The 26,304-nt window shown below is 66.9% G+C and carries 28 protein-coding genes; 12 read left to right on the forward strand and 16 right to left on the reverse strand.

The features are described from left to right. The first annotated feature begins 16 nt into the window (after positions 1–16). Complete coding sequence (locus tag AB0J69_RS12260; protein ID WP_364115928.1) at positions 17–910, forward strand: replication-relaxation family protein; 894 nt, start codon at positions 17–19, stop codon at positions 908–910. After that, complete coding sequence (locus AB0J69_RS12265; RefSeq protein ID WP_364115931.1) at positions 907–2,202, forward strand: C40 family peptidase; 1,296 nt, start codon at positions 907–909, stop codon at positions 2,200–2,202. Before AB0J69_RS12260 ends, AB0J69_RS12265 begins: the two co-directional genes overlap by 4 nt. A 165-nt stretch (positions 2,203–2,367) precedes the next feature. Here the strand turns inward: AB0J69_RS12265 and AB0J69_RS12270 are convergent, their stop codons facing one another. From AB0J69_RS12270 to AB0J69_RS12305, 8 genes are all read right to left on the reverse strand, one after another. Beyond that, on the reverse strand, positions 2,368–2,850 hold the full coding sequence (locus AB0J69_RS12270; RefSeq protein WP_364115934.1) for a hypothetical protein: 483 nt from the start codon (positions 2,848–2,850) through the stop codon (positions 2,368–2,370). A 92-nt stretch (positions 2,851–2,942) separates the two neighbouring features. Further along, positions 2,943–3,980 carry a DUF932 domain-containing protein gene (locus tag AB0J69_RS12275; RefSeq protein ID WP_364115937.1) on the reverse strand — a complete coding sequence of 346 codons (1,038 nt, stop codon included), beginning with the start codon at positions 3,978–3,980 and terminating at the stop codon, positions 2,943–2,945. Between the two features lie 86 nt (positions 3,981–4,066). After that, a complete protein-coding gene (locus tag AB0J69_RS12280) occupies positions 4,067–5,539 on the reverse strand; it encodes an ATP-binding protein (RefSeq protein WP_364115940.1) in 1,473 nt (490 codons plus the stop codon). 7 nt (positions 5,540–5,546) lie between these two features. Then, positions 5,547–6,590 (reverse strand): DUF4192 domain-containing protein, encoded by a 1,044-nt coding sequence (locus tag AB0J69_RS12285; protein WP_364115943.1) that lies wholly within the window; start codon positions 6,588–6,590, stop codon positions 5,547–5,549. Between the two features lie 263 nt (positions 6,591–6,853). After that, positions 6,854–7,093 carry a hypothetical protein gene (locus tag AB0J69_RS12290; protein WP_364115946.1) on the reverse strand — a complete coding sequence of 80 codons (240 nt, stop codon included), beginning with the start codon at positions 7,091–7,093 and terminating at the stop codon, positions 6,854–6,856. 60 nt (positions 7,094–7,153) lie between these two features. Then, on the reverse strand, positions 7,154–7,579 hold the full coding sequence (locus AB0J69_RS12295) for a hypothetical protein (protein WP_364115949.1): 426 nt from the start codon (positions 7,577–7,579) through the stop codon (positions 7,154–7,156). Beyond that, complete coding sequence (locus AB0J69_RS12300; RefSeq protein WP_364115952.1) at positions 7,566–7,901, reverse strand: hypothetical protein; 336 nt, start codon at positions 7,899–7,901, stop codon at positions 7,566–7,568. The genes AB0J69_RS12295 and AB0J69_RS12300 overlap by 14 nt, the downstream gene beginning before the upstream one ends. A gap of 420 nt (positions 7,902–8,321) precedes the next feature. After that, positions 8,322–9,143 (reverse strand): hypothetical protein, encoded by an 822-nt coding sequence (locus tag AB0J69_RS12305; protein ID WP_364115954.1) that lies wholly within the window; start codon positions 9,141–9,143, stop codon positions 8,322–8,324. Positions 9,144–9,803: 660 nt separating this feature from the next. On the opposite strand from AB0J69_RS12305, the gene AB0J69_RS12310 reads away from it, so the two are divergent. Next, on the forward strand, positions 9,804–10,148 hold the full coding sequence (locus AB0J69_RS12310; protein WP_364115957.1) for a hypothetical protein: 345 nt from the start codon (positions 9,804–9,806) through the stop codon (positions 10,146–10,148). 98 nt (positions 10,149–10,246) lie between these two features. Here the strand turns inward: AB0J69_RS12310 and AB0J69_RS12315 are convergent, their stop codons facing one another. The 6 genes from AB0J69_RS12315 to AB0J69_RS12340 form a co-directional block, all read right to left on the reverse strand. Continuing rightward, positions 10,247–10,447, reverse strand: a complete 201-nt coding sequence (locus AB0J69_RS12315; protein WP_364115960.1) for a hypothetical protein — start codon at positions 10,445–10,447, stop codon at positions 10,247–10,249. A 91-nt stretch (positions 10,448–10,538) separates the two neighbouring features. Beyond that, positions 10,539–11,105, reverse strand: a complete 567-nt coding sequence (locus AB0J69_RS12320) for a transposase (protein ID WP_364116291.1) — start codon at positions 11,103–11,105, stop codon at positions 10,539–10,541. Then, entirely contained in the window at positions 11,021–11,614 is a 594-nt protein-coding gene (locus AB0J69_RS12325) for a winged helix-turn-helix domain-containing protein (RefSeq protein ID WP_364115963.1), read from the reverse strand. The genes AB0J69_RS12320 and AB0J69_RS12325 overlap by 85 nt, the downstream gene beginning before the upstream one ends. Before the next feature lie 141 nt (positions 11,615–11,755). Beyond that, positions 11,756–12,373, reverse strand: a complete 618-nt coding sequence (locus AB0J69_RS12330; protein WP_364115965.1) for a 2'-5' RNA ligase family protein — start codon at positions 12,371–12,373, stop codon at positions 11,756–11,758. A gap of 129 nt (positions 12,374–12,502) precedes the next feature. Next, complete coding sequence (locus AB0J69_RS12335) at positions 12,503–12,913, reverse strand: hypothetical protein (protein WP_364115968.1); 411 nt, start codon at positions 12,911–12,913, stop codon at positions 12,503–12,505. 171 nt (positions 12,914–13,084) lie between these two features. Continuing rightward, complete coding sequence (locus AB0J69_RS12340) at positions 13,085–13,282, reverse strand: hypothetical protein (RefSeq protein ID WP_364115970.1); 198 nt, start codon at positions 13,280–13,282, stop codon at positions 13,085–13,087. Between the two features lie 525 nt (positions 13,283–13,807). Between AB0J69_RS12340 and AB0J69_RS12345 the strand changes: the two genes are divergently transcribed. The 6 genes from AB0J69_RS12345 (at position 13,808) to AB0J69_RS12370 (ending at position 19,585) form a co-directional block, all read left to right on the forward strand. Continuing rightward, positions 13,808–15,124 carry a hypothetical protein gene (locus tag AB0J69_RS12345; protein WP_364115972.1) on the forward strand — a complete coding sequence of 439 codons (1,317 nt, stop codon included), beginning with the start codon at positions 13,808–13,810 and terminating at the stop codon, positions 15,122–15,124. After that, on the forward strand, positions 15,121–16,323 hold the full coding sequence (locus tag AB0J69_RS12350; protein WP_364115975.1) for a metallophosphoesterase: 1,203 nt from the start codon (positions 15,121–15,123) through the stop codon (positions 16,321–16,323). Before AB0J69_RS12345 ends, AB0J69_RS12350 begins: the two co-directional genes overlap by 4 nt. After that, complete coding sequence (dcd, locus tag AB0J69_RS12355) at positions 16,320–16,853, forward strand: dCTP deaminase (protein WP_364115978.1); 534 nt, start codon at positions 16,320–16,322, stop codon at positions 16,851–16,853. The genes AB0J69_RS12350 and dcd overlap by 4 nt, the downstream gene beginning before the upstream one ends. Continuing rightward, the gene (locus AB0J69_RS12360) at positions 16,850–17,392 is read left to right on the forward strand and encodes a hypothetical protein (protein WP_364115981.1); all 543 of its coding nucleotides are present in this window, start codon (positions 16,850–16,852) and stop codon (positions 17,390–17,392) included. Before dcd ends, AB0J69_RS12360 begins: the two co-directional genes overlap by 4 nt. Then, on the forward strand, positions 17,389–18,471 hold the full coding sequence (locus tag AB0J69_RS12365; protein WP_364115984.1) for a glycosyltransferase family 4 protein: 1,083 nt from the start codon (positions 17,389–17,391) through the stop codon (positions 18,469–18,471). Before AB0J69_RS12360 ends, AB0J69_RS12365 begins: the two co-directional genes overlap by 4 nt. 79 nt (positions 18,472–18,550) lie before the next feature. Beyond that, entirely contained in the window at positions 18,551–19,585 is a 1,035-nt protein-coding gene (locus tag AB0J69_RS12370) for a serine hydrolase domain-containing protein (RefSeq protein ID WP_364115987.1), read from the forward strand. 442 nt (positions 19,586–20,027) lie between these two features. Here the strand turns inward: AB0J69_RS12370 and AB0J69_RS12375 are convergent, their stop codons facing one another. After that, on the reverse strand, positions 20,028–21,218 hold the full coding sequence (locus AB0J69_RS12375; RefSeq protein ID WP_364115989.1) for a serine hydrolase domain-containing protein: 1,191 nt from the start codon (positions 21,216–21,218) through the stop codon (positions 20,028–20,030). Positions 21,219–21,459: 241 nt separating this feature from the next. Between AB0J69_RS12375 and AB0J69_RS12380 the strand changes: the two genes are divergently transcribed. Beyond that, on the forward strand, positions 21,460–22,185 hold the full coding sequence (locus AB0J69_RS12380) for a helix-turn-helix domain-containing protein (RefSeq protein ID WP_364115992.1): 726 nt from the start codon (positions 21,460–21,462) through the stop codon (positions 22,183–22,185). Positions 22,186–23,057: 872 nt separating this feature from the next. On the opposite strand, the gene AB0J69_RS12385 is transcribed toward AB0J69_RS12380, so the two are convergent. Then, positions 23,058–23,522, reverse strand: a complete 465-nt coding sequence (locus tag AB0J69_RS12385) for a MarR family transcriptional regulator (RefSeq protein WP_364115995.1) — start codon at positions 23,520–23,522, stop codon at positions 23,058–23,060. A gap of 154 nt (positions 23,523–23,676) precedes the next feature. Between AB0J69_RS12385 and AB0J69_RS12390 the strand changes: the two genes are divergently transcribed. Next, entirely contained in the window at positions 23,677–25,290 is a 1,614-nt protein-coding gene (locus tag AB0J69_RS12390) for a CocE/NonD family hydrolase (RefSeq protein ID WP_364115998.1), read from the forward strand. After that, positions 25,287–26,285 carry an NAD-dependent epimerase/dehydratase family protein gene (locus AB0J69_RS12395; protein WP_364116001.1) on the forward strand — a complete coding sequence of 333 codons (999 nt, stop codon included), beginning with the start codon at positions 25,287–25,289 and terminating at the stop codon, positions 26,283–26,285. Before AB0J69_RS12390 ends, AB0J69_RS12395 begins: the two co-directional genes overlap by 4 nt. Positions 26,286–26,304 lie beyond the last annotated feature (19 nt).

The following is a 26,304-nucleotide window of genomic DNA, read 5'->3' on the forward strand; positions in this document are numbered from 1 at the left end:
AAAGGAGACGATCACCATGTCAACCATCCGCTACACACCTCGCATGCTCGCCGAGCTCGCAGTTCGCCTCACCCAGCGCGACCGGGCCCTGATCCGCCTGATCCGCGACTTCCGGGTCCTGACCTCGCCCCAGGTCAGCGAGATGTTCTTCGACACCGACGACGCCGCGCGCCGACGCCTGCTGGCCCTGACGCGTATGGGCATCCTGGAGCGCTTCCGCCCCAACCTTCCGCCCGCCATGGGCACCGCGCCGTACCACTACGTCATCGGCGAGACCGCCGCCGCCGTGCTCGCTTCCGAAGAAGGCGTCGACCTGTCCGACTTCGGCTACCGCCGCGACCGGGTCCTCAGCATCGTCTACAGCCAGCGGCTGGCGCACACCGTAGGCACCAACGGGATCGCCGCCAGCCTGTACGGCTTCGCCCGCCGCCATCCGGTAACCGAGCTGACCACATGGTGGCCCGAACACCGCTGCGCCGCTGAATGGGGATCCATGGCCAAGCCGGACGCCTACGGACGCTGGACTGAAGGGCTACACAACATCGAGTTCTTCCTCGAATACGACACCGGCACCGAACCTCTGGACCGGGTCGCCCACAAGCTCGACGGCTACGCCCGGCTGACCGAGTCCAGCCGGATCGTCACCCCCGTTCTGTTCTGGGTCCAAGGCGAGCGCCGCGAGGCCAATCTCCGCAAGAAGCTCAAGCACCACCCGGCGAACATGTTCGTCCCGATCGCCACCGGCCACGCCGACACCGTCAACGGCATGGTCGACGACGGTCCCGCCGGCGCCCGATGGCTGCCGACCGATCTCGACCGTCCTCGCTTCAGGCTGGCCGAGTTGGCCAAGCACTGGCCCGGCCTCGGCCCTCAGGTGGCGCCTGAGTCGCCCGAGGAGGACAGCGAATGATCCTCGAAGCCGGGCTCGCCAAGGCCATCATCGCGGGCGGTGGGCTGGTCTCCGGCATCGTCATGCTGGCGGGGATGGTCGGCGGAGGCCAGTACGCCTCTTCCAAAGCCGACCCCATGAAGCTTGCCTCAGCCGTATGCACGTATCGAGGCAAGCCCTCCGTCCCCAAGTCCGCCCCGACCTCGAAGCAGCTTCGCCTGACACCAGCACAAGCAGCCAACGCGCGAATCATCATCGACACGGCCGATGAACTCCGGCTCCCTCGCCGCGCCGCCGTCATCGGCATCGCCGCAGCTCTCCAGGAATCGTCTCTCAATCAGAAAAAGGTGGGTGACCAGGGACGGGCCTTCGGGATCTTCCAGCAACACCCGCAGCATGGCTGGGGCACGCGGGCCCAGGTCTTGGATCCGCGTTATGCCGCACGGGCCTTCTTCGATCGACTGACCAGAATCAAGAGCTGGACCACCAAGCCACTCACCACCGTGGCTCAAGCCGTGCAACGTTCGGCCTTCCCGGATGCCTACGCCAAGCACGAGAACCGCGCGGAACGCCTCGTCACCGCACTCACCGGCCGTCGCGTGACCGGCAACCCCAATGACGCTGTGCAACTCTCCGCGGCGGACACCAAAGCAGTACGCGAGAGCATCGAGCTGGCGACCTCGCTCGGGGTTTCGCGAGAGACCGTCGTGGCTGACGTCAAACATGCACTCGAGGCCGGCGCACTACCGAGCGCACGTAAGCGCGTCAAGGCCGGAGGCGACACGGGGCGGCTGGCCGAGGAGATCGTCAGGACCGTGGCCAGCCAGCTCTGCGACGAACTGTCCCGGCAGATCGGTCAAGTGCTGGACCCGGCGACCCTCGCAGCGATCCAGACCTCCGGCAGAGGCGCGGTCGCCCTCGCCGCCGCACTCAAGATGATCGGAGTGCCGTACTCGTGGGGCGGTGGCGGCCCCGCCGGACCCGGCTACGGAATCGCCCACGGCTCCGGAACGAAGGGTTTCGACTGCTCAGGCCTGGCCGAATACGCCTGGGCCAGGGCCGGCGTGAGGATCGGCGGGCACACCTCGACGCAATGGCGCGCAGGCGTCCGCGTACCGCGCTCGCAGCTCAGGCCGGGAGATCTGGTGTTCTTCGCCACCGATCCGAAGAACCCGAACACGATCCATCATGTAGTCCTGAACATCGACGGCAAGCGCTACGTACATGCGCCCACTACCGGCAGCAAGGTACAGGTTGGCCTGTGGACGGCGGGACGAGAGGCCGAATTCGCGGGAGCCGTACGCCCCGGATGACACCGGCGTACGCTGGAAGCGACCGCTCTCACCTTTTGACCAATCGGTATGAGTTAGGTCGGTGGAGAGGCTCGCGCTACTGGCGCGAGCCCCTCCGCTTAGATCTAGGCCGCACAGCGGACTTCAATATGATCATCAATTCATATGCACTCGGCTACCGGCTGCCTACCCGTCCGGCAAGAAGGCCTGCAGGAGGGCGTAACCCGGCATGTGCTCAGCTGGACGCACGCCTACCGTGAACATCTCGGGCTCGTCGAACACCGGCTCCCCGCTAGGGCGGCGCGTGTACGGCACACGCCCATAGTCCACACCGTCGCTTTGATCGAAGCTCATCCACGTGATCGCTTCATGCTCCCCTTCACGGAGGGGATGGTTGGACACAGCCCGGCTGAAGACCTTGTCAGGCGTGATCACCCATACTTGCGGAACAGCCAAAACCCATCGCGTCGCCTGGATCTCCAGCGCCTTGGCGGCTGCTCGCGATTCGAACGAAACCACCGACTGCAGATCGCGAAGGTAGTCGTAGTCGCTCAGAACGAGTCGGCGCTCTCCCAGGAGAGCAACGATCGCGGGGCATTCGCGGGCAATGATGCTCTTTTCGAGGCGCTGGACCACGTCGAATAGCAGCGCGGCCGTCTCGTCGTTCATCGCGCCCTCCGATCCCCGCAGTCCCCCAGATCCTGCCATGGAGCGGTGAGGCTCGTGGCATCGAGAGTTACGCCACGAGCCTCACCAGAAGCTCAGGCGGCCTTGACCAGGATCGAGCGGTCGAGGACCCTTTCCAGGGTCTGCACCGTGGACAGATCGAGGTCGTCGATCTTGCCCTTGACCACGCGGTCCATGTTGCGCTCAGCACGCACGGCTCCGCGGACGATCTGCTCGTGGTGGGTGAAGGTGTTCACCGCTTGCAGGACGCCGAACGCGGTATTGCGCCAGGGACTGACCCGCTCGTCGTACTTCCACAGCCGCATCAATGCCTGGCGCTTGCTCTGGGCCATGGTGCGGCCCTGCCCACGCTCGGCGGGCAGGGGAACGTGCCGGTCCAGGAAGGTACGCCAGTGGCCGTCAGTGACCTCGACGCGGCACAGCTGACGGACCTCGGCGGCGAAGGCGTCGGCGGCCTGGTGAATGATGCCCAGGGCGTCGCGGACGTCGACGATCCGGTCGAGGCTGTTGCGGGAGTGCTTGATCTTCACGCGTTTGGCGTTGTTCGAGGCCAGGGCGGCGGACAGGGTGTTGTCGCAGACGATCAGCTGGGCGCCGGTCTGGTAGGTCGACGACAGTGACCCGTCCAGGGAGGTGGCGGCGGACAGGAACGGGCGGAAGGCGATGCCCTCCGGGGTGGTGCAGGTGTCGGGCAGTTCGACCTGCACCCAGGCCACCGCGCCGTTCTTGAGCAGGCCGGCCGAGCCGATGGCCAGGTCGTCGTCCAGAATCGTTTCGATGTGCTCGACCAGCCAGCGCTTGTATTCGTGGATCTGGAAGCCCTGTTTGAAGACGCCGAGGATGTGGCCGGTGTCCGGGCGAATGATCGTCTTGCGGGTGCGGTCGGTGAGCCGGGTGACGCCGTCGCCGGTCAGGTACGTCGTTTCGAGGCTGCCTTCGACGGGCTCCCAGTGGAAGAGGCGGCGTTTGACGTCGGCGACGGGGATGGGGCCGGGGTAGTGGTTGGGCTCGTCGCCCTGGCGGCTGGCGCGGTAGTGCCAGGCGGTGCCGCGCTTGGCGGTGAAGCCGATCAGAGTGTTCTGGTTCAGCCAGGTCAGGCTCTCGCGGGACATGGAAGACCTCCCATCAGGCGAAAAGGGGGCATGCGAAAGGGCGCCTCGGCGGCCGGTTTGACCGCCGAGGCATAGGCGGGATGCGGCTAGGCGGGTTCGCCCTGCCACAGGCGCAGGGCGCGCTGGGCGTCGTCCCTGCTGGGGCGGGCGGCCTCGCGCAGGTCGGCCAGCGTCCAGGACAGGCGCAACAGGCACGTCAGCGTGCTAGGGGTGATCGCTCCGGCGCGGAGCCGGTCTTCCAGCAGGTCGACGGCTTCCGGGTGGAGGCGGTGGCAGGTGCGCAGTTCCCTCGCGGGAACCTCGGCGTTGGTCCGCCACGGGGTGCCGGTCAGCCGGTGGGCGGTGCGGGCGCGGGCCGCGGCCACCCGGTCGGCCACGGTGGCGCTCGATTCGCCGGGTTCGCCGGGTTCGGCAGTGCGGTCGAGCGGATGGATAGGAGCGGTGATCTCGATCCGGTCGCGCAGGGCGGCGAGCCGGGCGAGGTAGTGGCGTCGTTCTACCGGTCCGCAGCGGCAAGAGCCGATGCCACCGCAGGGGCAGGGCGAGGTGGCCAGCAGGAGCTGGAAGCGGGCGGGCAGGCGCACGATGCCCTCCCAGTCGGCGAGGAGAATCTCGCCGTTCTCCAGCGGCCTGCGCAGCCCATGAAGGATGCTGCGGGCGAATTCGGGCGCCTGGTCCAGGAACAGCACGCCCGCGTGCGCCAGTGACACGGCGCCGGGTCGGATGCGGCCGCCGCTGCGGCGGCCGAAGATGGCAGCGGTGGTGTTGGTGTAGTGCGGGGCGCACAGCGGCGGACGCCAGTTGCGGCGGGGGGTTTCGGTCAGCGCGTGGATCTCGGCCACCTCATCGACGGTGGCCTCGGTGAGGTCGGGCAGGATGCCGGGCAGGCGTTCGGCCAGCATGGTGGCCGGGCCGTCCCCGATCAGCAGCAGGTGATGCCCACCGGCCGCGCTGATCTCCAGGGCGTGGCGGGCCGCGTGGTTGCCGGGCAGGTCGGCCAGATCGAGGATGGGCGGCATGTCCTGGACCTGCGGGCTCGGCGCGATGGCCGGGATGCCGCGGTTGAGATGGCCGACCAGGTCGGCCAGGGTCGCTGCCGGAAGGAGCGCACACCGAGCGCCGTCGGTGGCGTTACCGGCGGGGATGGCGACGCAGCGGATCCCGGAAGTGACCAGGGCCTGCAGGGCACACGGCAGGCCGCGGACATGCCGGATGGAGCCATCCAGGCCGAGCTCACCGAGGAACGCCGTGTGCTCCAGCCGCTCGATGGGGATCGTGCCGTCGGCGGCCAAGATGGCCACCGCGATGGCCACATCCAGGGCTGCCCCATACACGGGGGTGCCGATGGGCAGCACGGTGACCGTGATGCGCCGGTCGGGCCAGGTGTAGCCGCTGTTGAGGATCGCGGCGCGGACCCGGTCCCGCGTGCAGGCCGCGGTGGCCTCTGGCAGGCCGAGCAGGTGGAAGCCGGGCTGTCCCGGGGACAGGTCGGCCTCGATGCGGACGACGTACCCGGACAGGCCGATCACCACGGCGGAGGAGGTTGCGGCGAAGCCCATGACAGGTTCACCGCCCCTTAGCCGGTACCGGCAGCCGCGGGAGCGCGGCGCGCGGGCAGGACTCAACCTGCGCGGCGATCCTCTCCCCCATGTCGGCGACCCGCATCTCGTGGATCATCGAGGGCGGCATTGCCTCGCGCAGGCTGAAGTCCAGCAGGTGGGCGAGGCTGTAGCGCGGGTTGTCGGCCAGGGCCCGGTCGACGGCGATGCGAGCCAGGGTGCCCGCGCCCCGGCTGTAGGCGGCGAAGGCCAGCAGCGCCGCGGGGGCGGCGACGTAGCCGGGCTCGGCCCCGCGGGTCACCTCGCCCCACAGCTTGATGTGGGCCTCGGGCGGATAGCAGCCCAGCAGCGTCATGGCGATATCGCGCACCACGATCGAGGTGAGCAGCACCCCCAGCCACGCCCGTTCCTCCGGCGAAAGCGGCTGGTCGGCGGACGTGCGGGCGAACGCCTCGTGCAGAGCGCGTGTGCCCTCGTCGTACCAGTATCGCGGCTGCTCGGTGGTCAGCAGCGTTTCGGCGCGCTCGCGGGCCGCCTGAGTGGCCTGCCGGATGGCCTCGCGGTCCGGTCCGTCGGCCGGTTCAAGGCAGGCGGCGAACGTCCCGCGATCCGGCAACGCGCTCAGCCCGGCCACCACCGCCTGCGCGGCCGCCGCACTGGCCGTCAGATCGAATGGCGTGCCGTCCGTGGGGCCCGCATCGAGGTGGGTCCAGTACCGGTTGTCCGCGCACCGCAGAAGTTGCAGGACCGCGATTCCGGCGGACGCGAGCGCCCCGCGTAGGCTCTCCAGCAGCGGCATGACCTGCTCGGCCGGACCGTAGCCGATCACGGCGGCGCCGTCAGCCTGGCTGCGGGTCAGAATCTTCATGCACGTGGCGACGACGTCGCCGGTCTCGTGTGGGTCGCCGGGCAGATCGTGGCGAGCGCTGCCGACCAGGGCGCGGTCGTGAAAGGAGAGGATGACCAGGCTCATGGCCGGGTGGAAGCCGAGAAGGTAGGGCGTGATGGCCAGGTAGTCGACAGGGTGCGACAGGCGCACGGTTTCGGGCACGGGACACCTCCAGGGATTCGGCGACAGCGGGAAGCAGGGGAAGACGTCAGCGCGCCGCACGGTCCCCCAATCGGGGTGCGCGGCGCGCTGGCATGGCGGGGGCAGGGCGGTAGGGATGGTGCGGTGGAGGGATTGGACCAGAGCGGTTCGGTGCGGAGCTCGCGCGCGACTCCAGCGCAGTCGACGGGGGTCGGGATCACCGTTCCTGAGGTCCGCCTAACGACAGACGGCAGACGATCAATTGCGGGAACGGTCGTTACCGATCAGAGCCAGGTGCGGCATAGCTGCTGATGACGGCTCATGATCAGGGTGTGGCAGCAGTCGGGAATGATCACCTGGCCGTCACCAAGGACCCAGGCGATAGGGGTGGCGTAGGACAACACCGCGTAGACGATGCACGGCTCGTCAGCCCGGTAGCGCTCCACCCATTCAGCGGGAAGTCGGCCGGTCTCCGCGGGCGGAGAGTAGACGGCCGACAGCGCGCCGCGCGTGGTGAACGCCACACGCTGAGCCAGCCTGAGACCGGGGAAGCGCGAGCGGCTTGAGACAGGCGGCATGAACGCTCACCTCGTCCCGCACCCGGGCGAAGCATGGCCTCCGCCGCAGTAGCCGCACACATCCTCCAGCGCGTACAGCGCCAGTTCTTCGGCGAAGCGATCGCGCCACGCCAACTGAGTGCGGGTGTAGGTGTCGAAATACTCGGTGTCGGTGTCCCCCGGGCACAACGTCAGGAACCTGAGCACCGCCCTAGCGGAGCTGATCAGCGCGCCAGTGGAAAGGATGGTGCCGGTCGGTGAGCTGATGTCGGTTGCGGTGAAGATCGTCCGGTTGCGGCGTGAGAGCCGATAAAGCCATCGCAGCCGCCCATCTTGGGTGCGGCTGTGCGGCCACAGCTCCAGCAGGTGCTCGTTATCGATCGGCCAACCGGCGAGCAACCGGCTCGTGATGCGCCATCGCGGCGGCAGGATGATGCCGTCAAGAACGGCCATAGGGGTGTCCTCCTCTCGGCTTGCGCTCGCCCTCGATCGGCGGCGGGGATGACGATGGTGGGGGTTCCTGATCGGCCCCGATCGCGTTGGCCGGGCGGATACCGTCCTCCAGCACCTCAAACAGGCATTTGTGGAACAGCACCCCTGGGAAGCGCTCACGCACCTGATCGAGATCGGTGACCGTGCCGCACCAGTCCCCCGGCCTATCGAGGCCGGACGACAGGAAAAGGTGTCGGAAGGAACACCACGGCCCGTGCGCCTCCGGCGCCAACTGCGGACACAGCACCACGATGAACAGTCCTTCGGCAGGAGTGGCTTCCATGAACAGACCTCCCTTGTTCTGGCGCTGGAAGTCGTCCGGGCGGGCCTGCCGTACCGCCGGGACGGAGATCAACGAAGCAGAGACAAAGTGTCGGAAGACATGAATCCAGACACATCACGGCCGATTTCAAGACGCGTTGGCAGCCTATGAATACTCTCTTTGTGAGACGAATACTGCCGTAACGGCTTTGCGACCCAACCTCACTTAAATACGGTGGCGAGACCGGCCCGACCGTCCGCTTTCCTCGAAATAAAATGAGACGAGAGAATGAACTTGCCCGCCACCCCTTTTGTGTGCTTGAGGTGTCGCGGTCTCACTTAAATACGGCCACCAGCTCCACCCGAACGTCCGCCATCACAACATGAATTGGACACAAAAAAGGCTCCAGAGTCGAACTCTGGAGCCCTTCATGCTGCCGGGTCAGCCGTTCAGGGCCGACCCTTCCCCGGCATACAGCATCGTGTCCCGCGCATCGTCAAGACGCTCAGAAAGCTCCCTGAGTTCTGCGCGCGCGACATCCCGGATGCGGATGACAGCCCGACGGGAGCCATAAGCCCCGCCTTCTCGCTCCTGGGCGACGATGGCGAGTATTCCCGCCCGCCCCAGATCTTCTGCCTGCTCCGCTTTCGAGATGATCTCGCGCAGGACGGGAAACTCTTGTCCGTCTCCGAACGCCTGACGGAAGATCTCGGCGCTGTGCTGCGCAGCAGAGAAGGCCACCGCCGCGCGCGTCACGTTCTCGGCGTGAGGGAGCCCGCGCATGAGTTGAGCCCCTGGCGTCGCGTCTATCTCGGCTGGGGGGACGTCCACGCGGTAGCCGTTGCGGGCGGCAGCGTCGCGGACCGCCCAGCGCTGGAGCGTGGTTCGCGTGATGGTGAACTCTCCACCGTCGCGGCGTACATAGATCCATGCCTGGGTTTCGCGCGTCGCGCCGCTCTCGGGAGCCGTCTGACACTTGCGGAGGACGTCACGGAGCCGTTGCGCGAAGAGGAGGACGGCGTCTTGGTTGACGTCGTCGGATACGTCGTCGGTGCCATAGGGGGCGTGGCCGCCCTTGATTATCGTGGCGCTTCCGTCCATGCGCTTACGGGACCGCGTGGCGTCGACCGTGCGGCAGTATCCACGGGCGAGCTTGCGGATCTCCGCCCAGTCTTCCGGGGTGACGCGCGCCATGTCCTCTGGCGTGAGACTCTCGCCAGGAATGCTGGTCGGGACGCTCTTTGTCATCGCGCTTTTCGCCATGACCGCTCTCCGATCTGTTCGCGTTCCGCGTATCGGAACACCTCACCTTTTGACCAATTCAATTAAAACCCAGAATGTAGATCAAATCAATTGCTTCAGTGGATTCTATTTCAAGCTTTACCCGAGAGCGGAGAGTGCGCAAATAAGCATCAGAGAAAAGGTGAGAGAACTACAATACAAAAACTAGACAATAAGAATGGTTATTGTCTTTTTAAAACCAGTGTGTGGCTCCACAGCTTCGCTCCACTTCTATGGCCGGGATCCACTACATGAGTCGGAGTGCACCTCAGACATTGGGCAGGCTTCTGGCCTGGGATACGCCGAACGCTGACCCCTCCCACTTAATTGGGAGAGGTGTTCGCATGGCTAGCCAGGGATCTACCGGGAGGCCTACTGGCACCGATACGACATCGGTGAAGCGACCTGCGGCAACACGGCTTCGGCACCACCTCAAGGAGACGCTCGCAGGGGTGGCCTCGGAAACCGCTGCCCAGACTTCCCGCCTTTAAGTGATCTAGTGAAGCGCCACTGGCGATAATCGGACGAAAGCTTACCTATGGAATTTCGCGTACGTCGCGCGCATTCCATCCTCCTGTTCACGCCTTATGCTTGAGCACAACCCGTGATAGATCCTTTGCTCTCCGAGAGAAAGGATCGACAATGCGACGCCTTCTGGTTCTGGCCCAGGCCTTCGCCTTCCTGGCCATCGCCTCCGCCGCTCCAGCCTTTGCTCAAGGCCAGCGGCACTCCGCGTCGGCATTTTCCGCCTGCACGACGCGAGTACAGATCACAGGCAAGAAGGTAGCAATCCGCGACGAAGCCAAGCCCGACGCTCCCGTTGTTGCATTCGTCAGAGACGGTGACGTCCTGGAAAGTTGCTGGAAGGTCATCGGACGGGGGAAGTCGTACACCAAGTGCGGCGCGAAGCACTACGACTGGTACCTGGTCAACGCCGGCAGCCCGAAGAGCGGCTATGTGCCGGTGACCTGTGCTCGTAAGCTGTAGCGCCTTCCCTGTGATGGTCACGCGCCTCGACGCCGATGCGAGGCGCGGACTCTCAGGATGTTCCAGCATTCTTCTATGAAGGGCCAGATGGCCGGCCTTCACCAATCGCTCTGGATAACACCCATTCGTTGGGCCACCAGGACTTTGATCAGCGAGATCAAGCCGAGGATGGCTCCGGCGATGATCGCGGTGGTGATTACCCATTCGACGACCGAGGCGCCTCGATCAGACGTCGTACGGGTCAGATGTATACGCGCCATCAGGAACGTCTTCAAGTGAACTGGCACGAGACGTTTCAATGATCCTCCTAAGCAGGCGGGGAGCTGGGCAGGCATGCGTTAAGCAAGAATTGCGTCACTTATACAGAGCCTGAAAGGCTGGCTTCTCGTGTTACGGGGGTTCGGGTTCGAGGATCAGTTTGGTCTGGGCGATGATGGCGTCGAGCAGGTCGGGCCGGTACTGCAAGCGCTTGAGATGGTGTTTGATGACGGCGGCGAGGTGGTCGACGCCGCCGCGGACGGCCAGGTTGGCCAGGTGTTTCTTGAGATTGGCCCAGATGCCTTCCGTGGGGTTGAGTTCAGGGGCGTAACCGGGGAGCCGGAAGACCGTCAGCCAGTCGTGCTCGTCTATGAAGGTGCCCATCTCGGCGCAGACATGGGCGGGCAGGTTGTCCCACACGATCACGAGTGGGCCGCGTAACTGCTGGTGGGCGGCCTGGAGCAGGAGCTTGAAGTCGCGGACGCCGAAGCCTTTCTGCTCGTTCTTGCGGCCGTGGTAGGTGATGGTCCGGTAGATGAGGCGGGTGCGCCGGCCGGGCTTGATGCACACCAGCCCGGCGACCGAGACCCGGCCCGAGCCCTTGCCGGAGACGGTCACGATCGGGGTCTGCCCGCGTCTGGTCCAGGTGCGCCCTTTCGGCGGGCGCAGGCTTTGCCCTGATTCGTCGACGAAGCAGATCCAGGCGCCGCGCTCGGCGGCCTGCCTTTTATATGAGGCCAGGTCTCCTTCACCCAGGTGGTGATGGCGTCCTCGTCGCGTTCGGTGGCGCGGTGTACGGGCGCCTGTGGGCTCCAGCCGATGCGGTGCAGCAGGTAGGACACCCCGCGTGGGGTGTAGTCGATGCCGAACCGCTCCTTGATCACCGTGGCGACACGAGACAGCGACCAGCTTTGATCGTCCCAGCCGTGGGCGGCGGGTCCCCGGTCGAGTTCGGCTTCCAAGGTCTGGATCTGTTGGTCGTTCAGGCGGCAGGTCGAGCCGCCGGGCCCTTTGGAGGCCAGGGCCTGCTTGCCGCTCTTCTTCCAGGCGCGGTGCCAGGCGTTGGCCGAGCTGGGGGTGACTCGTAGCGCTCGGGCGACTTGCGGCGGGGTCATGCCCCGCTGGAACATGTCGGCTGCCTTGAAGCGGACCTGCTCGCGCTTGACGCGCGCCTTGGCCGACAGGCCGCCACCGTCGGGGTATCGCATAGCAGCGTTGTACTGCGGAAAGACGATGGCGTGACTCGCCTGTAGCGTTACGTATCCATTCCGTCGCCGATTGCTAGCCTTTCAACCTCTGTAGTCATCTTGTTGACGCAGCCAGGGAGCTTCGACCGTAGCTGGCTCCAGCTACTCCGCCGCTGCTGCTCGGAGCGGGATGTTCGCCTTCGTGGTCCAGCGATAAACATGCTCGTCGCGGTCCAGGACTATGAGCTGGACGCTGCGGACGGTGATGGTCACGGGTTCGGCCTGCACGCTGTCGAGAGCCTTGGCGTACGGCTCGATAGGACCGTCAGAATTGCTGTAGGCGATGCTCACGTGTGGCGTCCACTGGTCGGAGTCCGGGACTCGTTCCGCGCCCCATACATCGGCGATCGCCTGCCGCACGGCTCGTCGTATCCCTCGCATTTCATCCGCGGGCTGAACGTGGCACTGCAAAGCCTCAGGATCGGTGACCGGGCGGTTGAAGGTGAGCTCGACCGGCTCTATCGACTCCAACCTGGCGGTGGCGGCTTTGGTGATGGCGGCGATGTCCGCATCGCTCACTTCGTCGGTGAATCCGATGCCCTGCATGGTCAGATGCAGCCATTGGTACGGGATGAGGTCGAGGCCGTTCAAGGCGGACAAGGGAGCCTGGTAGGCGGCGACCAGGCGGTGAAGGGCGGGCTGGTCCTGGAAGGTCGTGTGGAAGGTGTACATGCGACGGCCGACGCGCCAGCCAGGCCGCCACCACCAGTGGTCACGCATCCGCGGCTCTGTCACGTGTCTCGCCTTTCGGTCGGCTGTCCTGCTGGGTGGTAGTTGTCGATCTGCTCTCGGAGGCTCCGTGCGAGCCGGTCGTTTCGGTATCGACTCTGCGCGAGGAGACTGCCGATCTCAAGGACGCGGGTGACGACAGGGCCAAGGCGTCGTTCGGCCGGCTCTTCGAGAACAGGGGGTGAGGGCGGCTTGGGCTGCTTCGAGTTGCCGCGCGATGAGGTGGGCGTGCGCCAGGCAGATACGAATCTGCGCCCAGGTGCCGTACGCCCGTTCTTCCCCGTGCCGGTAGGCGTCCAGGCCCAGTTCAGCAGCGGCGACAGCCTTGCCTACGTCTGCGGCGCGGAGGTGGACCGTCATCGTGTAGTTGCATTGACGTGCCAAGCCGCAGGAGAACAGGCCACCCAACTCGTCGGGCCTGCTGATGGCCGCGCGGGCACGTTCGGCGTCGCGCAGCGCCTGCCGGGCACGGGGGATGTCTCCGAGTTCTTGCCGGGCGTCGGCCTCTTGCAGGGCCAGAAACACCTTCATGGTGTCGCTCGGTGAACATTCAAATCCCCGCCGGGCGAGTGCGGCGGCCTGGCGCTGATGGCGATCCCAGAAGGCCGTCTTGGATTGGGTGGACAGCGCCAACGCCCGCGTAGCCGGGATGTCGGCCTGGTCGGCCAGGATGAGGGCCGTACGGGCGTGTGCTTCCGCCTCTCAAATCCGGCTGAGATCGCCAGCGGCCCACGCCATGAAGGCGCAGAGCTTGGCGGCCGTGGCGTAGAGCTCGCGACGTTGGTCCAGGCGCTGGTGACCGCATTTGAGCTGAGCAAACAGGTCTCTGGCCAGTTCGGCGGCGGTATGCAAGAGCGGGGCCGGCGGCTGGTGGAGGTAGTCGCGAGCCAGGCGGGTCACGGTGTTGGCGTAGTAGTCAGTGTGGCCGGGCCGAGGTCGCTCGCTTCCGCCCAGGCGCCGAAGTGAGCGACCTCCCTGGCGGACATCGTGGTCGAGTGGCCGACGAGCTGTTGCGACGGTGCATGGGAGAAGAGGCGGTCGCGTGAGGCCCCGAAGGCGCGGGCGTAAAGGAGCTGATAGCGCGTCCCCGGAGGATGCTGCCCTGCCTCCCATTTCCTGATCATTCGGGTCAGGGTGGCTATGTCTGGCAAATCGGGAGCGTGTCGACGTAGCTCCCGAGCCATGTCGGGGATGTCCCAGAGCCGGGCCTCTCGCTCGGTGCGTAGCCGCACGGCCCACAGCGGGATGTCGGGGGGTGACATCGCGTTGTCTCTTTCCTCGGACGGCGACGCGGACAAGCGCGTCCGCGTGTGCCTCTCATTGTCCTCCTGACAACCCTCCGGCGCACGTCATCTACTGAGGGTCATCGGAATTTCCCGGCCTGCCCGCTCGACTGGTACGGCCTCGCCTCGGAAGGGAGTGCAAATGGCCACGTCCTCGGCTGTGTCTGCCGCTGACGCGATAGCGATTCGTCCTGGGGAGCCGCTGGTCGGCGCCGCTCGTGTGGACGGATCCAAGAATGCCGCGCTTCCGCTGCTCGCGGCGGCCGCGACGGTGGGCGGGCTCGTGCAGTTGGGCAACGTGCCGCAGTGCCAGGACGTGCGCACCATGCTTGGCCTGCTGCAGCTCTCCGGCTATGGCGTGGCTCGATCGGTAACCAACCCGGAAGAGGTCGTGATCCAGCCGATCTCCGGCGCCGGACAACCACCCGAACTTCCGGACGCGGCGAAGATCCGCGCGTCGTACTACCTAGTGCCCGCGCTCCTGGCCTCCTGCGGGCAGGCACACCTCCCTTGGCCTGGCGGCTGCCCGGTAGGCGAGCGTGGCATGGACCTGCACTTCCGCGTCTACGAAGCCTTCGGGGACAGCGTGGCCCTGGACAGCGCGGGCTACCGGATACACAGAGCGGCGCGCAGAACGAGCACGGTGGAGATCGGATTGCCGTTCCGGTCGCGAGGTGCCACCGTGGCGGCCCTGCTCCGGGCGGTGATCGATCATTGCCAGTTGACCGTCGTCCGGCCAAACCTCTCCCCGGAGGTGACCGAGATCCTCGCGTTCCTGCGGGAGGCCGGCTGGGACGCGTACGGCGATGAAGACACGGTCAATCTCGCGCCGCCGTACAACGACGCGAGTGGTTCCCTCGCCTGGGAGGTGCCGGGAGACAAGGTCGAGGCGATCACCCTGGCCTGTGCGGTCGCGGTGACCCGTGGCTGCGCACTGATCAAGGGCGTGCGCGCCGCGGACGTGCTGCCGGCGTTGGAGGCGTTCACCTGGCTTGGGATCCCCGCGCACGCCGGAGCCGACACGATCACGGTTCAGGCCATCGACACCCAGCTCACCGGACAGCCGTTGCGGGCGATCGCGTCGCTGTCACCGGGTGGGCTGGACGCCGACTTCGAACCACCGCTGATGGCTCTGGCGCTCGGAACGCCTGGAGCGCACCTGTTCGCCGATGAAATCAACCCGGGCCGGCACGGCAACCTGATTCCACAACTGGCCAGGCTGGGGGCGGTCATCGAACAACTGTCGGCGACCCACTGTCGTTTCTCCGGGCCGCAGCGCCTGGTTGGCGCACCGGTGACAGCCAACGATATCCGCACCGGTTCCACCCTCATGATCGCAGGACTGACCGCCGGCGGCGTCACCACCGTGAAGGGCATGACGCAGCTGCGTCGCGGACACGCCGATCTCCCGGGCAAGCTGCGCCAGCTCGGCGCGGACATCACCGAGGACACGGCATGACCGGGCGGCGGGCGCTGGAGCGCATCGTGGCCACTACCGACGTCCACTCCAGCTTCGACCAGCCGCTCCCGATGCTGACGTACCTGCATGCGGCTCGCAAGCGGGCACTCGTCGTGGATTGCGGCGACTTCTTCGAAGGCACCGGCTACTACCGGCTCGGCGACGGACACATCGAACGTCAGGCGTTGGCCCTGCTGTACGACGTCATCGCGCCAGGCAACCACGGCTGGCGGCACCACTTCGAACCCGACCTACGAGCGCTGACGGTGAGCGCCAATGCGATCGACTCAGACACGGGGGAGCCGCTGTTTCGGCCGATCCACATCGCACGAATCGAGGGACGGAGGGTCGGCGTCACTGCTGTACTCGGCGAGCAGGCGTTCACCGCCATCCCGCGCGCCGAGCGCACCGGCCACCACGTCATCTCGCCTGGCCCTGCGCTGCACGAGCTGAAACGCCGCTATCGCGATGCGGTCGATGACTGGATCGTGCTCAGTCACTCTAGCTTCGAGCACGATCTGGCCCTTGCCGCGGCCTGCCCGTTCGTCTCCGTGATCTTTTCGGGGCACTGCCACAGCGAACAGTACGGACCAGTACAGGTACGGAACACGCTGGTGGTCAAAGGGCACGAGCTGGGCGCAGGCTACGCCGAAGCCGCACCCGTTGGCCAAAGCTGGAATGCGCATGCTCGCGCCTTTCCGGATAGGGCACCAATGGCAAAGCCCGTAGCTCGCCTGCATTCCCAGCTCAATGCCATGCAAGACGTCCTCGCCAATCCACTTGGGCCGCTCACGGAACGCTTCCGCCACACGCTTGCGGATCGGCGGGAGATCTTGACGCTGATCGCGCGGCAACTGCGTGCCCGCCTCAACGCGGAGGCCGTCGTCCTCAACGAGACCTGCCTGCGTCCAGTCCGCCTCGGTCCCGTTCTGCGTCGAGGAGACCTGCTGGCCATCGAACCGTTCGCGAACCAGCTCGTCCACACGACGCTGCCGAGCGACTGCGACCCGGACACCCTCGCCGCCCAGACCGGGCCGCTCATCGTCGTAGGCGATTTACGCGGTGGAGGTGTGCGCCATGCCGTCACCACGCGGTACCTGGCCGAGACCTACCTCGGTGGGCGCTGGAACCGCTCCTCGCTGTCGCTCGCCGAAGCTGTTCAAGCCGTCCTGACTGAACAAACGGGAGACAGGCCGTGATCCTCACCGGTTCCGAGATCTGCGCCGCCGCCCGCGACGGACGCATCCGAATTAGCCCCTTCAATGCCGACCAGGTCAACCCCAACAGCTACAACGTCCGCCTGGGCCCGACCCTGCTGAACTATACGGAGCCCGTCATCGACGCCCATCGGCCCAATCCCACGCGCGCCCTCACCATTGGCCGCCAGGGCCATGTCCTGCGGCCCGATGAGCTCTATCTAGGTCACACCATGGAGGAAGTCGGATCGGACAGCTTCGTGCCGCTGCTGTTCGGCCGCTCCTCCGTCGGACGGCTAGGCCTATTCGTCGAGATCACCGCGCCGATCGGCGACATCGGCTTCCACGGCCAGTGGACCTTGATGCTCTCTCCGGTCCGCCCGCTGCGGGTCTACCCCGGCATGAAAATCGGGCAGATCATGTTCTTCGTCTCGACCGGCATCGTCGATCTCTACCGCGGCAAGTACCAGGACTCCGCCGGTCCACAACCGTCGCAGTACTGGCGTGACCTGCTCCAGGCAGGCAGGTCATGATTTTGACGGGGCGGGCGATCGCTAACGCCGTCGCCCGTGGTGACATCGCTATCGACCCCTACGATCCCTGCCGGCTGTCCCCTAACGCCTACGATTGGCGACTCGGAGAGCGCATCAGGACGTGCGAGGACGTGTTGGACGCCGCTCGCCCGACCGACTTCGCCGAGTCTGTTATTCCCGATGCCGGCATGACGCTCGTCCCGGGAGTTCTGTACCTGGGGGTCACCCACGAACGGACCTGGTCCGAACGCTACGCCCAGTTCCTCAACGGCGACCGGACCATCGGCAGCCTCGGCATCTGGGTCCACGTCTCCGCTCCCCTCGGCCACACCGGACACGCCATCGCCTGGACGCTGGAAATCCGGGTTGCCCGCCCGGTACGGGTCTATCCCGGCATGACCTTCGGCAAGCTCGTCTTCCTGCACACCTTCGGCGCCACCGCCAGCTACCAGCAGCACGGCCGCAAGTACACCGCCAGCACCGGCATCGACATCTCCCGCCTCTACCAGGAACTCCTCAGCGACGGAGGCCAGCCGTGAAGCCCATCGTCACCGCCCTGGACCTGCCCGCCGGGAGCCCCGGCGGCAGCGTGGAACTCCTACACGACCTGTATGGGGGCACCGAACCGCTGATCCCCGCCCGGCTCTTCATGCTCCACAGCGACCAGCCCGCCAGGCCGCCCATCGAACCTCTCGAGGTCGACGGCAAATGCCTGACAGGACACCGCTTCTGGACCTACATCCACGCCCTCAGCAGCGCTCTGGCTACCCTCATCAAGCCCAATGACGTGGCCATCACGCACCTGCAGCACCTCGCCTTCGGCGCCACGCCCGCACTGCTCCATACGCTTCCCAAGCACCCGAGCATTGCCCTAGTCCACGGCACCGACCTGCTGACCGCCACCTCAATCGGCACGCAACGTCAGGTGCTCCGCCAAAGCGCGCACCGAGCCACCGCCATAGTGGTGCCCACGCCGGCGATGGCCGATCGGCTGCGCCATCTCGCGCCAGAGCTGGATTTCACCAAGGTCGTGCACATCCCCTGGGGCATCCCCGACCGCCTCCTGCACCGGCAGCCAGCACTACCGACCCATCATGGTCGGTCCTTCAGCCTGCTCTACGCGGGACGGCTCACTGGAGAAAAGGGCATGGCTGCCCTCGCGGCTGCATCCGCGAATATCCCGGATATGACCTTGAGCATTGCCGCCCCGGTCATCGAATACGAGAGATTTGCCGAGCGGCTTCGGACGGCTGGTTGTGAGCACCACTACTTGGGCTGGCTCGATCGGCCACAGCTGTGGAACGCGTTCGGCGACCACGATGCCCTGGCTGTGCCCTCGACAACGCTGGAAGCCTTCGGTCTGGTCGCCGTGGAAGCGCAAGCGTGTGGTCTGCCCGTCCTCTACCAACCCGTCTCGGGCCTCATCGACGTGCTCGGCGACACCGCGCTCCCGGTCGACTTCACCAACCGGGACGCCCTCGCCTCCACCCTCCAAATCTTGCAGAACGACCCGGGTGCACGGGCCGGGTTGCGCACCGCCGGCCTTGCCAACGCTCGCCGCTTCCCCATCAGCACTACCGCCAAAGCGCTCACTGCTCTCGGCGATCAAATCGCCTGACGCCAACCGTGCGGCTGACAGCCAGGTCCGAGGCCCATGACTAGGCTGGCACCGCAGCTACCACGCCGAAAGGGAGACCATGACGCCCGACCCGGACCGCATCGAACACCTTCTCCGGCAGGGCGTCCAGCAGAAGGTTTATCCGGGTGCGGTATGGGCCGTCGGTGACGCTGACAGCATCTACTGCACCGGCTCCTGCGGACTCCTCGACCCCAACCACCCTGACCGTCCCATGACCCGGGACACCGTGTTCGACATCGCCAGCCTCACCAAGATCGTCGCTGTCTGGTCGGTCATCGGCATGCTGTGGGATCAGGAACGCCTAAGCCTGGACGATCCCCTAGGCGCGCTCATGTCCGACCTGAACGGCTACCAGTTGGCCGACGTCACTGTCCGCCACCTCCTCACCCACACCGCAGGCGTCCCACTACGTGCCAACCTCAAGAACTTGTACGGCACCAACCCCGACCAGATCCGCGTCGGCGTCCTCCGTGAGCCCCTGCACCGCCTGCCAGGCCAAGCCGTCGAATACACGGACCGCGCCGCCCTTATCCTCGGCTTTCTCGCTGAACACCTGACCCATAGGCCCTTGGATCGGCTCGCCCAGGGGCGCATCTGGGAGCCCATGGGCATGGCCACCACCCGCTTCGGCCCGCTGTCCACCGAACTCATCGAACGCTGCGCCCCCACCGAATACGACGAGCCAACCGGCCGCCATCTCAAAGGCACCGCTCACGACTTCTCCGCACGGCTGCTCGGCGGAGTATGTGGAATCGCCGGCGTCTTCTCCACGGTGGCCGACCTGGCGACGTTCCTACGGCACCTTCTCGAACCCAGCGCCGACAGCTCGGTCAGCGCCGCCTGGCTCCAGGAATCCCTCCAGGTGCATACCGGCGACCTGCAACCGGCGCGGGGTCTGTTCTGGCATCCCGCCCCAAGTACTGATCCGGCGGACGGCATCTACGTGCACTATGGCTTCACTGGCACCGGAATGTGGATCTCTCCCAAGCAAGACCGCTGGGCCATCCTCCTGACGAACAAGCTGTACTACGGCCGCGACCGCCAACCACTGACCAAGGTCCGCAACGCCTTCCGCGCTCTGGCCTTCGCGTAGAGGCATCTTCTGAGCCGCCCATGATCAGCTACGGAGCGCCTGTGTCAGGCGCTTCTCTGTCTGGTGATCGCCCGACAGTCCAAGGCTGCGTTGATGTTGGCTGGTCCTCGATCCACTCCGCTGTCAGCCTTTCACCGAGTTCGCCTAAGCACAGCCGGGCGGCCTTTGACAGGGCGGACAGACGATCTGCTGGGTCAACGGCGGTCCCTGACCTGCTCCAGGGCCTTCCCGTAATCCCACAGATCGACGCTGATCAGCTGGCGATCGATGCGGTAGACCTCAGAGTCCTTCGTGGTCGAAGGACGGAATCTCCTAGTCTCATGAGCCCCTGCGTGCTCCTTTCTCTACAAAGGCTGCCCTGGCCGACCATGTGCAGCGTCTCTTCCATGCCGTCGCTAGTCGTTCGGGGTGTCTCGTTTCGCCTCGGCAGGTTGTGGACCGGTCACCGGGAGGCCCGCGGGCACAGCTCCGCCCCCAGCATCTCGGTGAAGGTGCCCTGGCCGGCTGGTGCGGGGGGCACGCCGATCGGGTTGCCCCAGTCGCCGTTGATGTTGCTCACGACCATGCGCTTGCCGTCCCGGCTGCCCATCGCGTACGTCCAGGAACCGTGGATCATGCCGCCTCCACCCCAGGCCGTCACTCCGCAGGACAGCCGCTGCCAGAAGACGCCGAGCCCGTATGTGGTGTTCGGGATCCACTGCCCGCCCTCGGTCGAGACGCCGGTGAACATCTCCTTCTGCTGCGCGGGCGGCAGCAACCGGCCACCCAGCAGCGCACGGTAGAACGTGTGCAGGTCTCCGGCGGTGGAGACGATGCCGCCGGCCGCCCAGGCTCCGGAGGCGTTCAGGTCGGTGACGTCGTAGACCTTGGCGTCGGGCTCGGTCAGCAGGAGCTTGGAGTAGTGCCGTGCGTGTGGTCCGCGCAGCTTCGCCTCGTTGCCCGGCACGTAGGTCGCGGTCATGCCGAGTGGTCGGGTGATCCGCCGCGCGACCTCCTCGGCGTACGATCTGCCGGTGACCTTCTCGATGATCATCCCGGCGAGCACGAAGTTGGTGTTGGAGTAGCCCCAGGCCTTGCCGGGGGCGAAGGCGGGCGGGTTGGCCATGGCGACCTTCACCAGTTCCTCGGGACGGACGGCGTCGAAGCGGTGCTCGAGGAAAGCGGGCCCGACGTACTGGGCCAGCAGGTTTTTGTCCAGGCTGTAGTTGAAGACGCCGCTCGTCTGGTTGAGCAGCCGCCTGATGGTGATCTTGCTGCCGTCGTGGCCGTTGCCGCGCACCACGCCGGGGAGCCACTTCTCCACGCTGTCGTCGAGTCTCAGCCGGCCCTCGGCCGCGAGCTTCAGCACCACGGTCGACGTGAACGCCTTGGTGATGCTGCCGACACGGAAGCGGTCCTGCTGCCGGCGCTTACGTCCGGTCTCGGTGTCGGCCACGCCCGCCGTGCCGAACCACGCCCCGCGGGTGTCGCGGACGTCAGCGAGGATGCCGGGCATACCGCCGCCGGTTACGGCCTCGTCAAGCACCCGCTGGACCTCGGCATGGTCGCCGGCCACCGCCGCCGGCGCGCTCACGGTCACCGCCATCCCGGCGGCGAGCAGGCAGGCGGCGACTCGGAGGGTTCTGGTCATCATGGTTCGATCTCCCTTGTAGTCGAGATAGTACGCGTTTAGTCGGTCCCGAAGCTACGTTGCGTTCAACATTCTTGTCAATCGAACTTGGCGAGCAATTCGTGCTTCTATGCAGGTGAACGGCCTCAAAAGATTGCAATGGACCTGTCGCTTAATGCAACGAATGGATACGCTGCATTGCAATGGGGTGCAGGCGAACGCAATACTGGTCCGACAGATCCCGAGCGACAGGAGGGCAGCGCGAATGCCAGGAGGCAGGCTGACCCAGCAGGATCGCAGGCATATCGCGGCGGGCCTGTCAGAGGGACTTGGCTACGCCGAGATCGCTCGGCGCCTGGGCCGGCCGACCTCCACTGTCAGCAGGGAGGTCTTCCGCAACGGCGGACCGGGCGGCTATACGGCCGACCGGGCCCACCAGGCGACCGAGCGGCGCGCTCGCCGCCGAAAGCACACGCCGTCCGCGCCACCGCAGGCCACCACGACGGCGTACGGACGCGACCCAGAGGCGGTGCGCGAGTTCGAGGCGCGCTTCATCGATCTGCTGGTCCAGACGGGCCTGCCCCGGATGATGTCCAGGGTCCTGACCTGCCTCTACAGCACGGACGTCGGCGCGATCACCGCCAAGGAGCTGGCCCAGCGACTGCAGGTCAGCCCGGCCTCGGTCTCCACCGCCGTCGCGTACCTGGAGGAACAGGAGCTGATCAAACGCGAGCGGGACCCCCGGGGGCGGCGCGAGCGGTACATCATCGACGACGACATCTGGTATCGGGCCTTCATGGCGAGCGTCCAGAGGAACCTCACCCTGGCCGAGGCCGCGCAGGCGGGCATCGAAGTCTACGGCGCCGACACCCCGGTCGGTGCCCGGCTGGAGGCCGTCGCCCGCTTCCTCCACCACACCAGCCAGGACATGAACCAGGCCGCCGAGCACTGGCGGCAGGTCCTCGCCACGCGACCCACGCCGGGCCGTTAGGACAGGGGCGTCCGGGTCCGACCCGAGCTTCGGGCCTAACGGTCGGTAGCCGGGGACCAGTTCGTCAACGGTTTTCGTTATCTCAGAGAAGGCAGGAGCGGTGATGATTTAGGCGCGGACGGTGTCAGCTAGCGCGGCGCCCGCCCCACGAGCACCTCGGAGACTACCGGCGATTCCCCGGTCTCTCCGGGAAGGACAGCGTTGAAGATGTTCTCCCCCTACCGTCCGGCCCGCTGTAGCGTTGCACGTAGCTGATCAGCCTCACGGTCACCGTCGACGCGGTGCTCCGAGAGCTCACACAGGGCAGGCCGGACGGGATCGGGGCCCGGCATCCGCGACGCCGCGATCGCGGACACGGTCGCCGCGACACGAAAATGCCAGCAGCTGGAGCCCCGCCGGAGGGCCTCAGTGCGTGGCTGGGTGCGAGTGCGCAGTGACGTACTGACGCTCTGGTGTCGTCGGCGGCCGGTCCGGCTCGGGGAGGTGCCCGCACTGGTGGCCCTCCGTCAGCTCGCCTGGCGGAAATCCGCAACTTCAGGCGACCGCCGAGCGGCTTCCCCGCCTCGATCCGGCGCCAGCCGATCACACCACCCGCCCGGGACCAGAACTGTACGACGAGGCCGCCCTGGAGGCATGGCGCGCCCGGGCCTTGCCGCCAACGACGCCGCACCCGATGCTGGCCGATACCAACCAGATGCGGCCCCTGGGCGCCATCGCGCGACTGCTGGGCGTGGACGGCAAGATGATCATCCCGTACCGGAGCGCTATCTCGGCCTTGCGGGGGTCGCCAGCATCCTTCCACCAGGCCAAGTCACGCAGTTCTTCGAGCCGCTGAAGCCCACGGCTCGTGTCTGCTGGAGTTCGGCCTTGGTTCAGCGGGCGTGCTGGCGCTGATGCCAGCGCTCAAGCATGGCCGGAATCTCGCCCAGCATGAACTGGTAGAAGTCGCGCATCTGGGTGAGCCGCCGGTGGGCGGGGTCGTCGGCCGTGGTGGTGTCGATGCCGGTCTGCGCGGCTCGGAGCATGACCTGGATAACGGTGTTCTGGCTGGTGAACAGGATGGCCCAGGCGTCGTCGCGGAGGCGGTAGTGCTCGCGGCGGCTGCCGGGGGCGGGCAGGCGTTCGATGAGGCCAACGGATAGCAGTGATTTGACCGCGGCGGAGACCGAGCCCGCGCTGGCCTCAAGCCGTTCTGCGATCTCGCCTGCGGTGATGCTCTGCTGGTCGGTGAAGAGGAACATCGCCAGGGTCCGCGCGGCCATGCGCTGCAGTCCGCCCTCGGCCAGTGTCAGGGCGAGGTGTTCGGCCGCCTGCCACCGTTGCTGCCTGTCGTTCATGGAATACAGAATATCGAACGTCACGAGGCTTCAGTATTTTCTGAACATTCGGTATGTTGGTGAACATCGGGCTCCGCCATGGAGGGCCGATGGTGTGCCGGGAAGCCTGGTCGGCGATGTGATGCAGAACGCGTCGACGAGGAGACGAACCCTGATGACCCTGCTCAGCCGCCTGTACGGCGTCCGTCCCGCCATCCGGCACCCGGTCCGCGTGCGGCGCAACGTCGAAATCCCCGCTGCCGACGGCGTGCGGCTGCTGGCCACCCACTACTACCCGGCCGACGTCGACCGGCCACCGCTGGTCCTGCTGCGCAGCCCTTATGGCAGGGGCAACGCGCTGGACCAGCTGCCGAAGCTGCTGGCCGAGCGCGGCTATCAGGTGCTGTATCAGAGCCTGCGTGGCACGGCCGGCTCCGGCGGTCGCTTCGACGGCTTCGTCATCGACTCGGCCGACGCCGACGGCACGCTGAGCTGGCTGCGTGCCCAGCCGTGGTTCGGCGGTGTGCTGGCCACCTGGGGAGCCAGCTACCTGGGCTTCGTCCAGTGGGAGCTGGCCGCCCGGCACATCCCGGAGTGGAAGATCGCGGTGATTCAGGACGCGCCGTCGGCCTTCGCCGAGCACTTCATGTACCCGGGCGGTGCTTTTGCGCTGGGCAACGCGTTGGGCTGGGTCCAGCTCGTGGACACCATGTTCAGCGGGAACTTCTCGCTGCCCCAGCAGTTGCTGGCCACGCTTACCGCCGGTCGCAAGCTGCGCCGCGCCACCCTGACCCTCCCGCTGGAGCGGGCCGATCGCGCGTTGACCGGGCACCAGGTGAGCTGGTTTCAGGAGTGGATCAGCAACGGTCCCGACCAGACGTCCTGGGCGCGCATGGACCACCGCGCCAACGTCGAGCGGATGCCGCCCCGGGTGCACCTGCAGGGCGGCTGGTACGACTTCTTCCTGCCGAGCATGCTGGCCGACCATACACGCCTGCTGGCCACCGGGCGCGAGGTCCGGCTGCTGGTCGGGCCCTGGGGGCACGGCCGCGGCCTGTACACCCGCGACGGCATGAAGGACGCCCTGGCGGCCCTGGACGCCGCCCTGCTCGACAGGGACGCCCTCACAGGAGTGCGGGTATTCGTCGCCGGCGCGAACCGGTGGTTGGACCTGCCCGGCTGGCCTCCCGCCCACCGGCCCACTCCGTGGTACCTGCACCCGGACAAGCGGCTGAGCCTCGAGGAACCCCAACATGACGCAGACCCCAGCCGCTACCGCTACGACCCCGGCGATCCGACCCCCACCGTGGGCGGGACAGCGGTGAGCAGGTCCGCGGGCCCGAAAGACAACCGCGCTATCGAAGCGAGAGCGGACGTCCTCACCTTCACCACCGCGCCCCTGACCGACGATGTCGAGGTCATTGGCCCGGTACGAGTCCGCTTGCACGCCCGCTCGTCCATCCCGCACGTCGACTACTTCGCCCGCCTGTGTGACGTGACCCCGCGCGGCCGCTCGCTCAACCTGTGCGACGGCATCGTGCGCCTGAACCAGCCCGGCGACACACGCCCCGTCGACATCGAGCTGTGGCCGCTGGCCCACCGGTTCGTACGCGGTCACCGGATTCGGCTGCAGGTCTCCAGCGGCGCTCATCCCCGCTACGGCCGCAACCCGGGCACCGGCCAGCCGCTGGCCACGACGCGCGAGCTGCGCACCTCAGATCACGAGATCTTTCACGATCTCGACCACCCGTCAGCCCTCTGGCTGCCCCTCAGTCCTGGAGCGTCATGAAACTGCTTGTTCTCGGCGGCACGCACCACGTGGGCCGCGCCGTCGTCGAAACCGCGCTGGAGCGCGGGGATGAGGTGACCACGCTCAACCGTGGCCTCAGCCGCCCACCGCTCCCCGGCGTTCGGGCGCTCATCGCCGACCGCACCGACACCCCGGCGGTCACCGCCGCGCTCGCCGGTCAGGAGTGGGACGCCGTCATCGACACCTGGGCTTGGGCCCCACGCGTCGTGCGCGACAGCGCCCGCCTGCTGGCCGGCCGTATCGGACATTACGGCTACGTCTCCAGCCGCGGCGTACATCGCTGGCCGTGGCCGGCGGGCGCGGACGAGAGCGCCCCGCTCGTCGACGGCGACCCCGAAAGCGACGACAGTGACGACTACGCCGCCGCCAAGCGTGGCGGTGAGCTGGCCGTCATCGAGTCCTACGGCGCGCGGTCGCTGTTGGCCAGGGCTGGGATGATCCTGGGACCGTACGAGGACGTCGGGCGCGTCCCGTGGTGGCTGCGCCGCCTGGAGAAAGGTGGCCGGGTGCTGGCGCCTGGGCCGGCGGATGCGTCCCTGCAGTACATCGACGTCCGCGACATGGCCGCCTGGATGCTGCGGTGCGCCGAACGCGGCATCGGCGGCGCGTACACGGTGACCGGCCGTCCCGGCGAGGTGACGATCGGGCAATTCTTGGAGACGGCGCTGGAGGTGACCGGCTTCGACGCCGAGCTGGTGTGGGCGCCCGAGGAACTGCTGCGCCGCGAGGGCGTGTGGCTGGGCATGGAGTTCGGGCTGCGCTTCCCGCACGACCCGGCGCCGACCGGCATGCACGACGCCGACGTCAGCGCCGCCCACGCCGCCGGGCTGACCACCCGCCCGCTCCGGGACACGATCGCCGACACCTGGGCCTGGCTGCAGGCCGAAGGCGACCCCGCCCCGCGCCCGGACGCCCCCTCCCCGGACACCTGGCTCGACCCCGCCGCCGAGCGGCGCGTCCTCGACCAGCTCTAACCCTCGACCAAGCTTCAGC

It is taken from the genome of Nonomuraea sp. NPDC049709, from assembly GCF_040674815.1.
Classification (GTDB): domain Bacteria; phylum Actinomycetota; class Actinomycetes; order Streptosporangiales; family Streptosporangiaceae; genus Nonomuraea.

Bases quoted from the DNA above. Each gene is read 5' to 3' on its own strand.
- AB0J69_RS12260 (WP_364115928.1), top strand. From the start codon at position 17: ATGTCAACCATCCGCTACACACCTCGCATGCTCGCCGAGCTCGCAGTT.
- AB0J69_RS12265 (WP_364115931.1), top strand. From the start codon at position 907: ATGATCCTCGAAGCCGGGCTCGCCAAGGCCATCATCGCGGGCGGTGGG.
- AB0J69_RS12270 (WP_364115934.1), bottom strand. From the start codon at position 2,850: ATGAACGACGAGACGGCCGCGCTGCTATTCGACGTGGTCCAGCGCCTC.
- AB0J69_RS12275 (WP_364115937.1), bottom strand. From the start codon at position 3,980: ATGTCCCGCGAGAGCCTGACCTGGCTGAACCAGAACACTCTGATCGGC.
- AB0J69_RS12280 (WP_364115940.1), bottom strand. From the start codon at position 5,539: ATGGGCTTCGCCGCAACCTCCTCCGCCGTGGTGATCGGCCTGTCCGGG.
- AB0J69_RS12295 (WP_364115949.1), bottom strand. From the start codon at position 7,579: ATGGCCGTTCTTGACGGCATCATCCTGCCGCCGCGATGGCGCATCACG.
- AB0J69_RS12300 (WP_364115952.1), bottom strand. From the start codon at position 7,901: ATGGAAGCCACTCCTGCCGAAGGACTGTTCATCGTGGTGCTGTGTCCG.
- AB0J69_RS12305 (WP_364115954.1), bottom strand. From the start codon at position 9,143: ATGGCGAAAAGCGCGATGACAAAGAGCGTCCCGACCAGCATTCCTGGC.
- AB0J69_RS12310 (WP_364115957.1), top strand. From the start codon at position 9,804: ATGCGACGCCTTCTGGTTCTGGCCCAGGCCTTCGCCTTCCTGGCCATC.
- AB0J69_RS12325 (WP_364115963.1), bottom strand. From the start codon at position 11,614: ATGCGATACCCCGACGGTGGCGGCCTGTCGGCCAAGGCGCGCGTCAAG.
- AB0J69_RS12330 (WP_364115965.1), bottom strand. From the start codon at position 12,373: ATGCGTGACCACTGGTGGTGGCGGCCTGGCTGGCGCGTCGGCCGTCGC.
- AB0J69_RS12335 (WP_364115968.1), bottom strand. From the start codon at position 12,913: ATGAAGGTGTTTCTGGCCCTGCAAGAGGCCGACGCCCGGCAAGAACTC.
- AB0J69_RS12345 (WP_364115972.1), top strand. From the start codon at position 13,808: ATGGCCACGTCCTCGGCTGTGTCTGCCGCTGACGCGATAGCGATTCGT.
- AB0J69_RS12350 (WP_364115975.1), top strand. From the start codon at position 15,121: ATGACCGGGCGGCGGGCGCTGGAGCGCATCGTGGCCACTACCGACGTC.
- AB0J69_RS12360 (WP_364115981.1), top strand. From the start codon at position 16,850: ATGATTTTGACGGGGCGGGCGATCGCTAACGCCGTCGCCCGTGGTGAC.
- AB0J69_RS12370 (WP_364115987.1), top strand. From the start codon at position 18,551: ATGACGCCCGACCCGGACCGCATCGAACACCTTCTCCGGCAGGGCGTC.
- AB0J69_RS12375 (WP_364115989.1), bottom strand. From the start codon at position 21,218: ATGATGACCAGAACCCTCCGAGTCGCCGCCTGCCTGCTCGCCGCCGGG.
- AB0J69_RS12380 (WP_364115992.1), top strand. From the start codon at position 21,460: ATGCCAGGAGGCAGGCTGACCCAGCAGGATCGCAGGCATATCGCGGCG.
- AB0J69_RS12385 (WP_364115995.1), bottom strand. From the start codon at position 23,522: ATGAACGACAGGCAGCAACGGTGGCAGGCGGCCGAACACCTCGCCCTG.
- AB0J69_RS12390 (WP_364115998.1), top strand. From the start codon at position 23,677: ATGACCCTGCTCAGCCGCCTGTACGGCGTCCGTCCCGCCATCCGGCAC.
- AB0J69_RS12395 (WP_364116001.1), top strand. From the start codon at position 25,287: ATGAAACTGCTTGTTCTCGGCGGCACGCACCACGTGGGCCGCGCCGTC.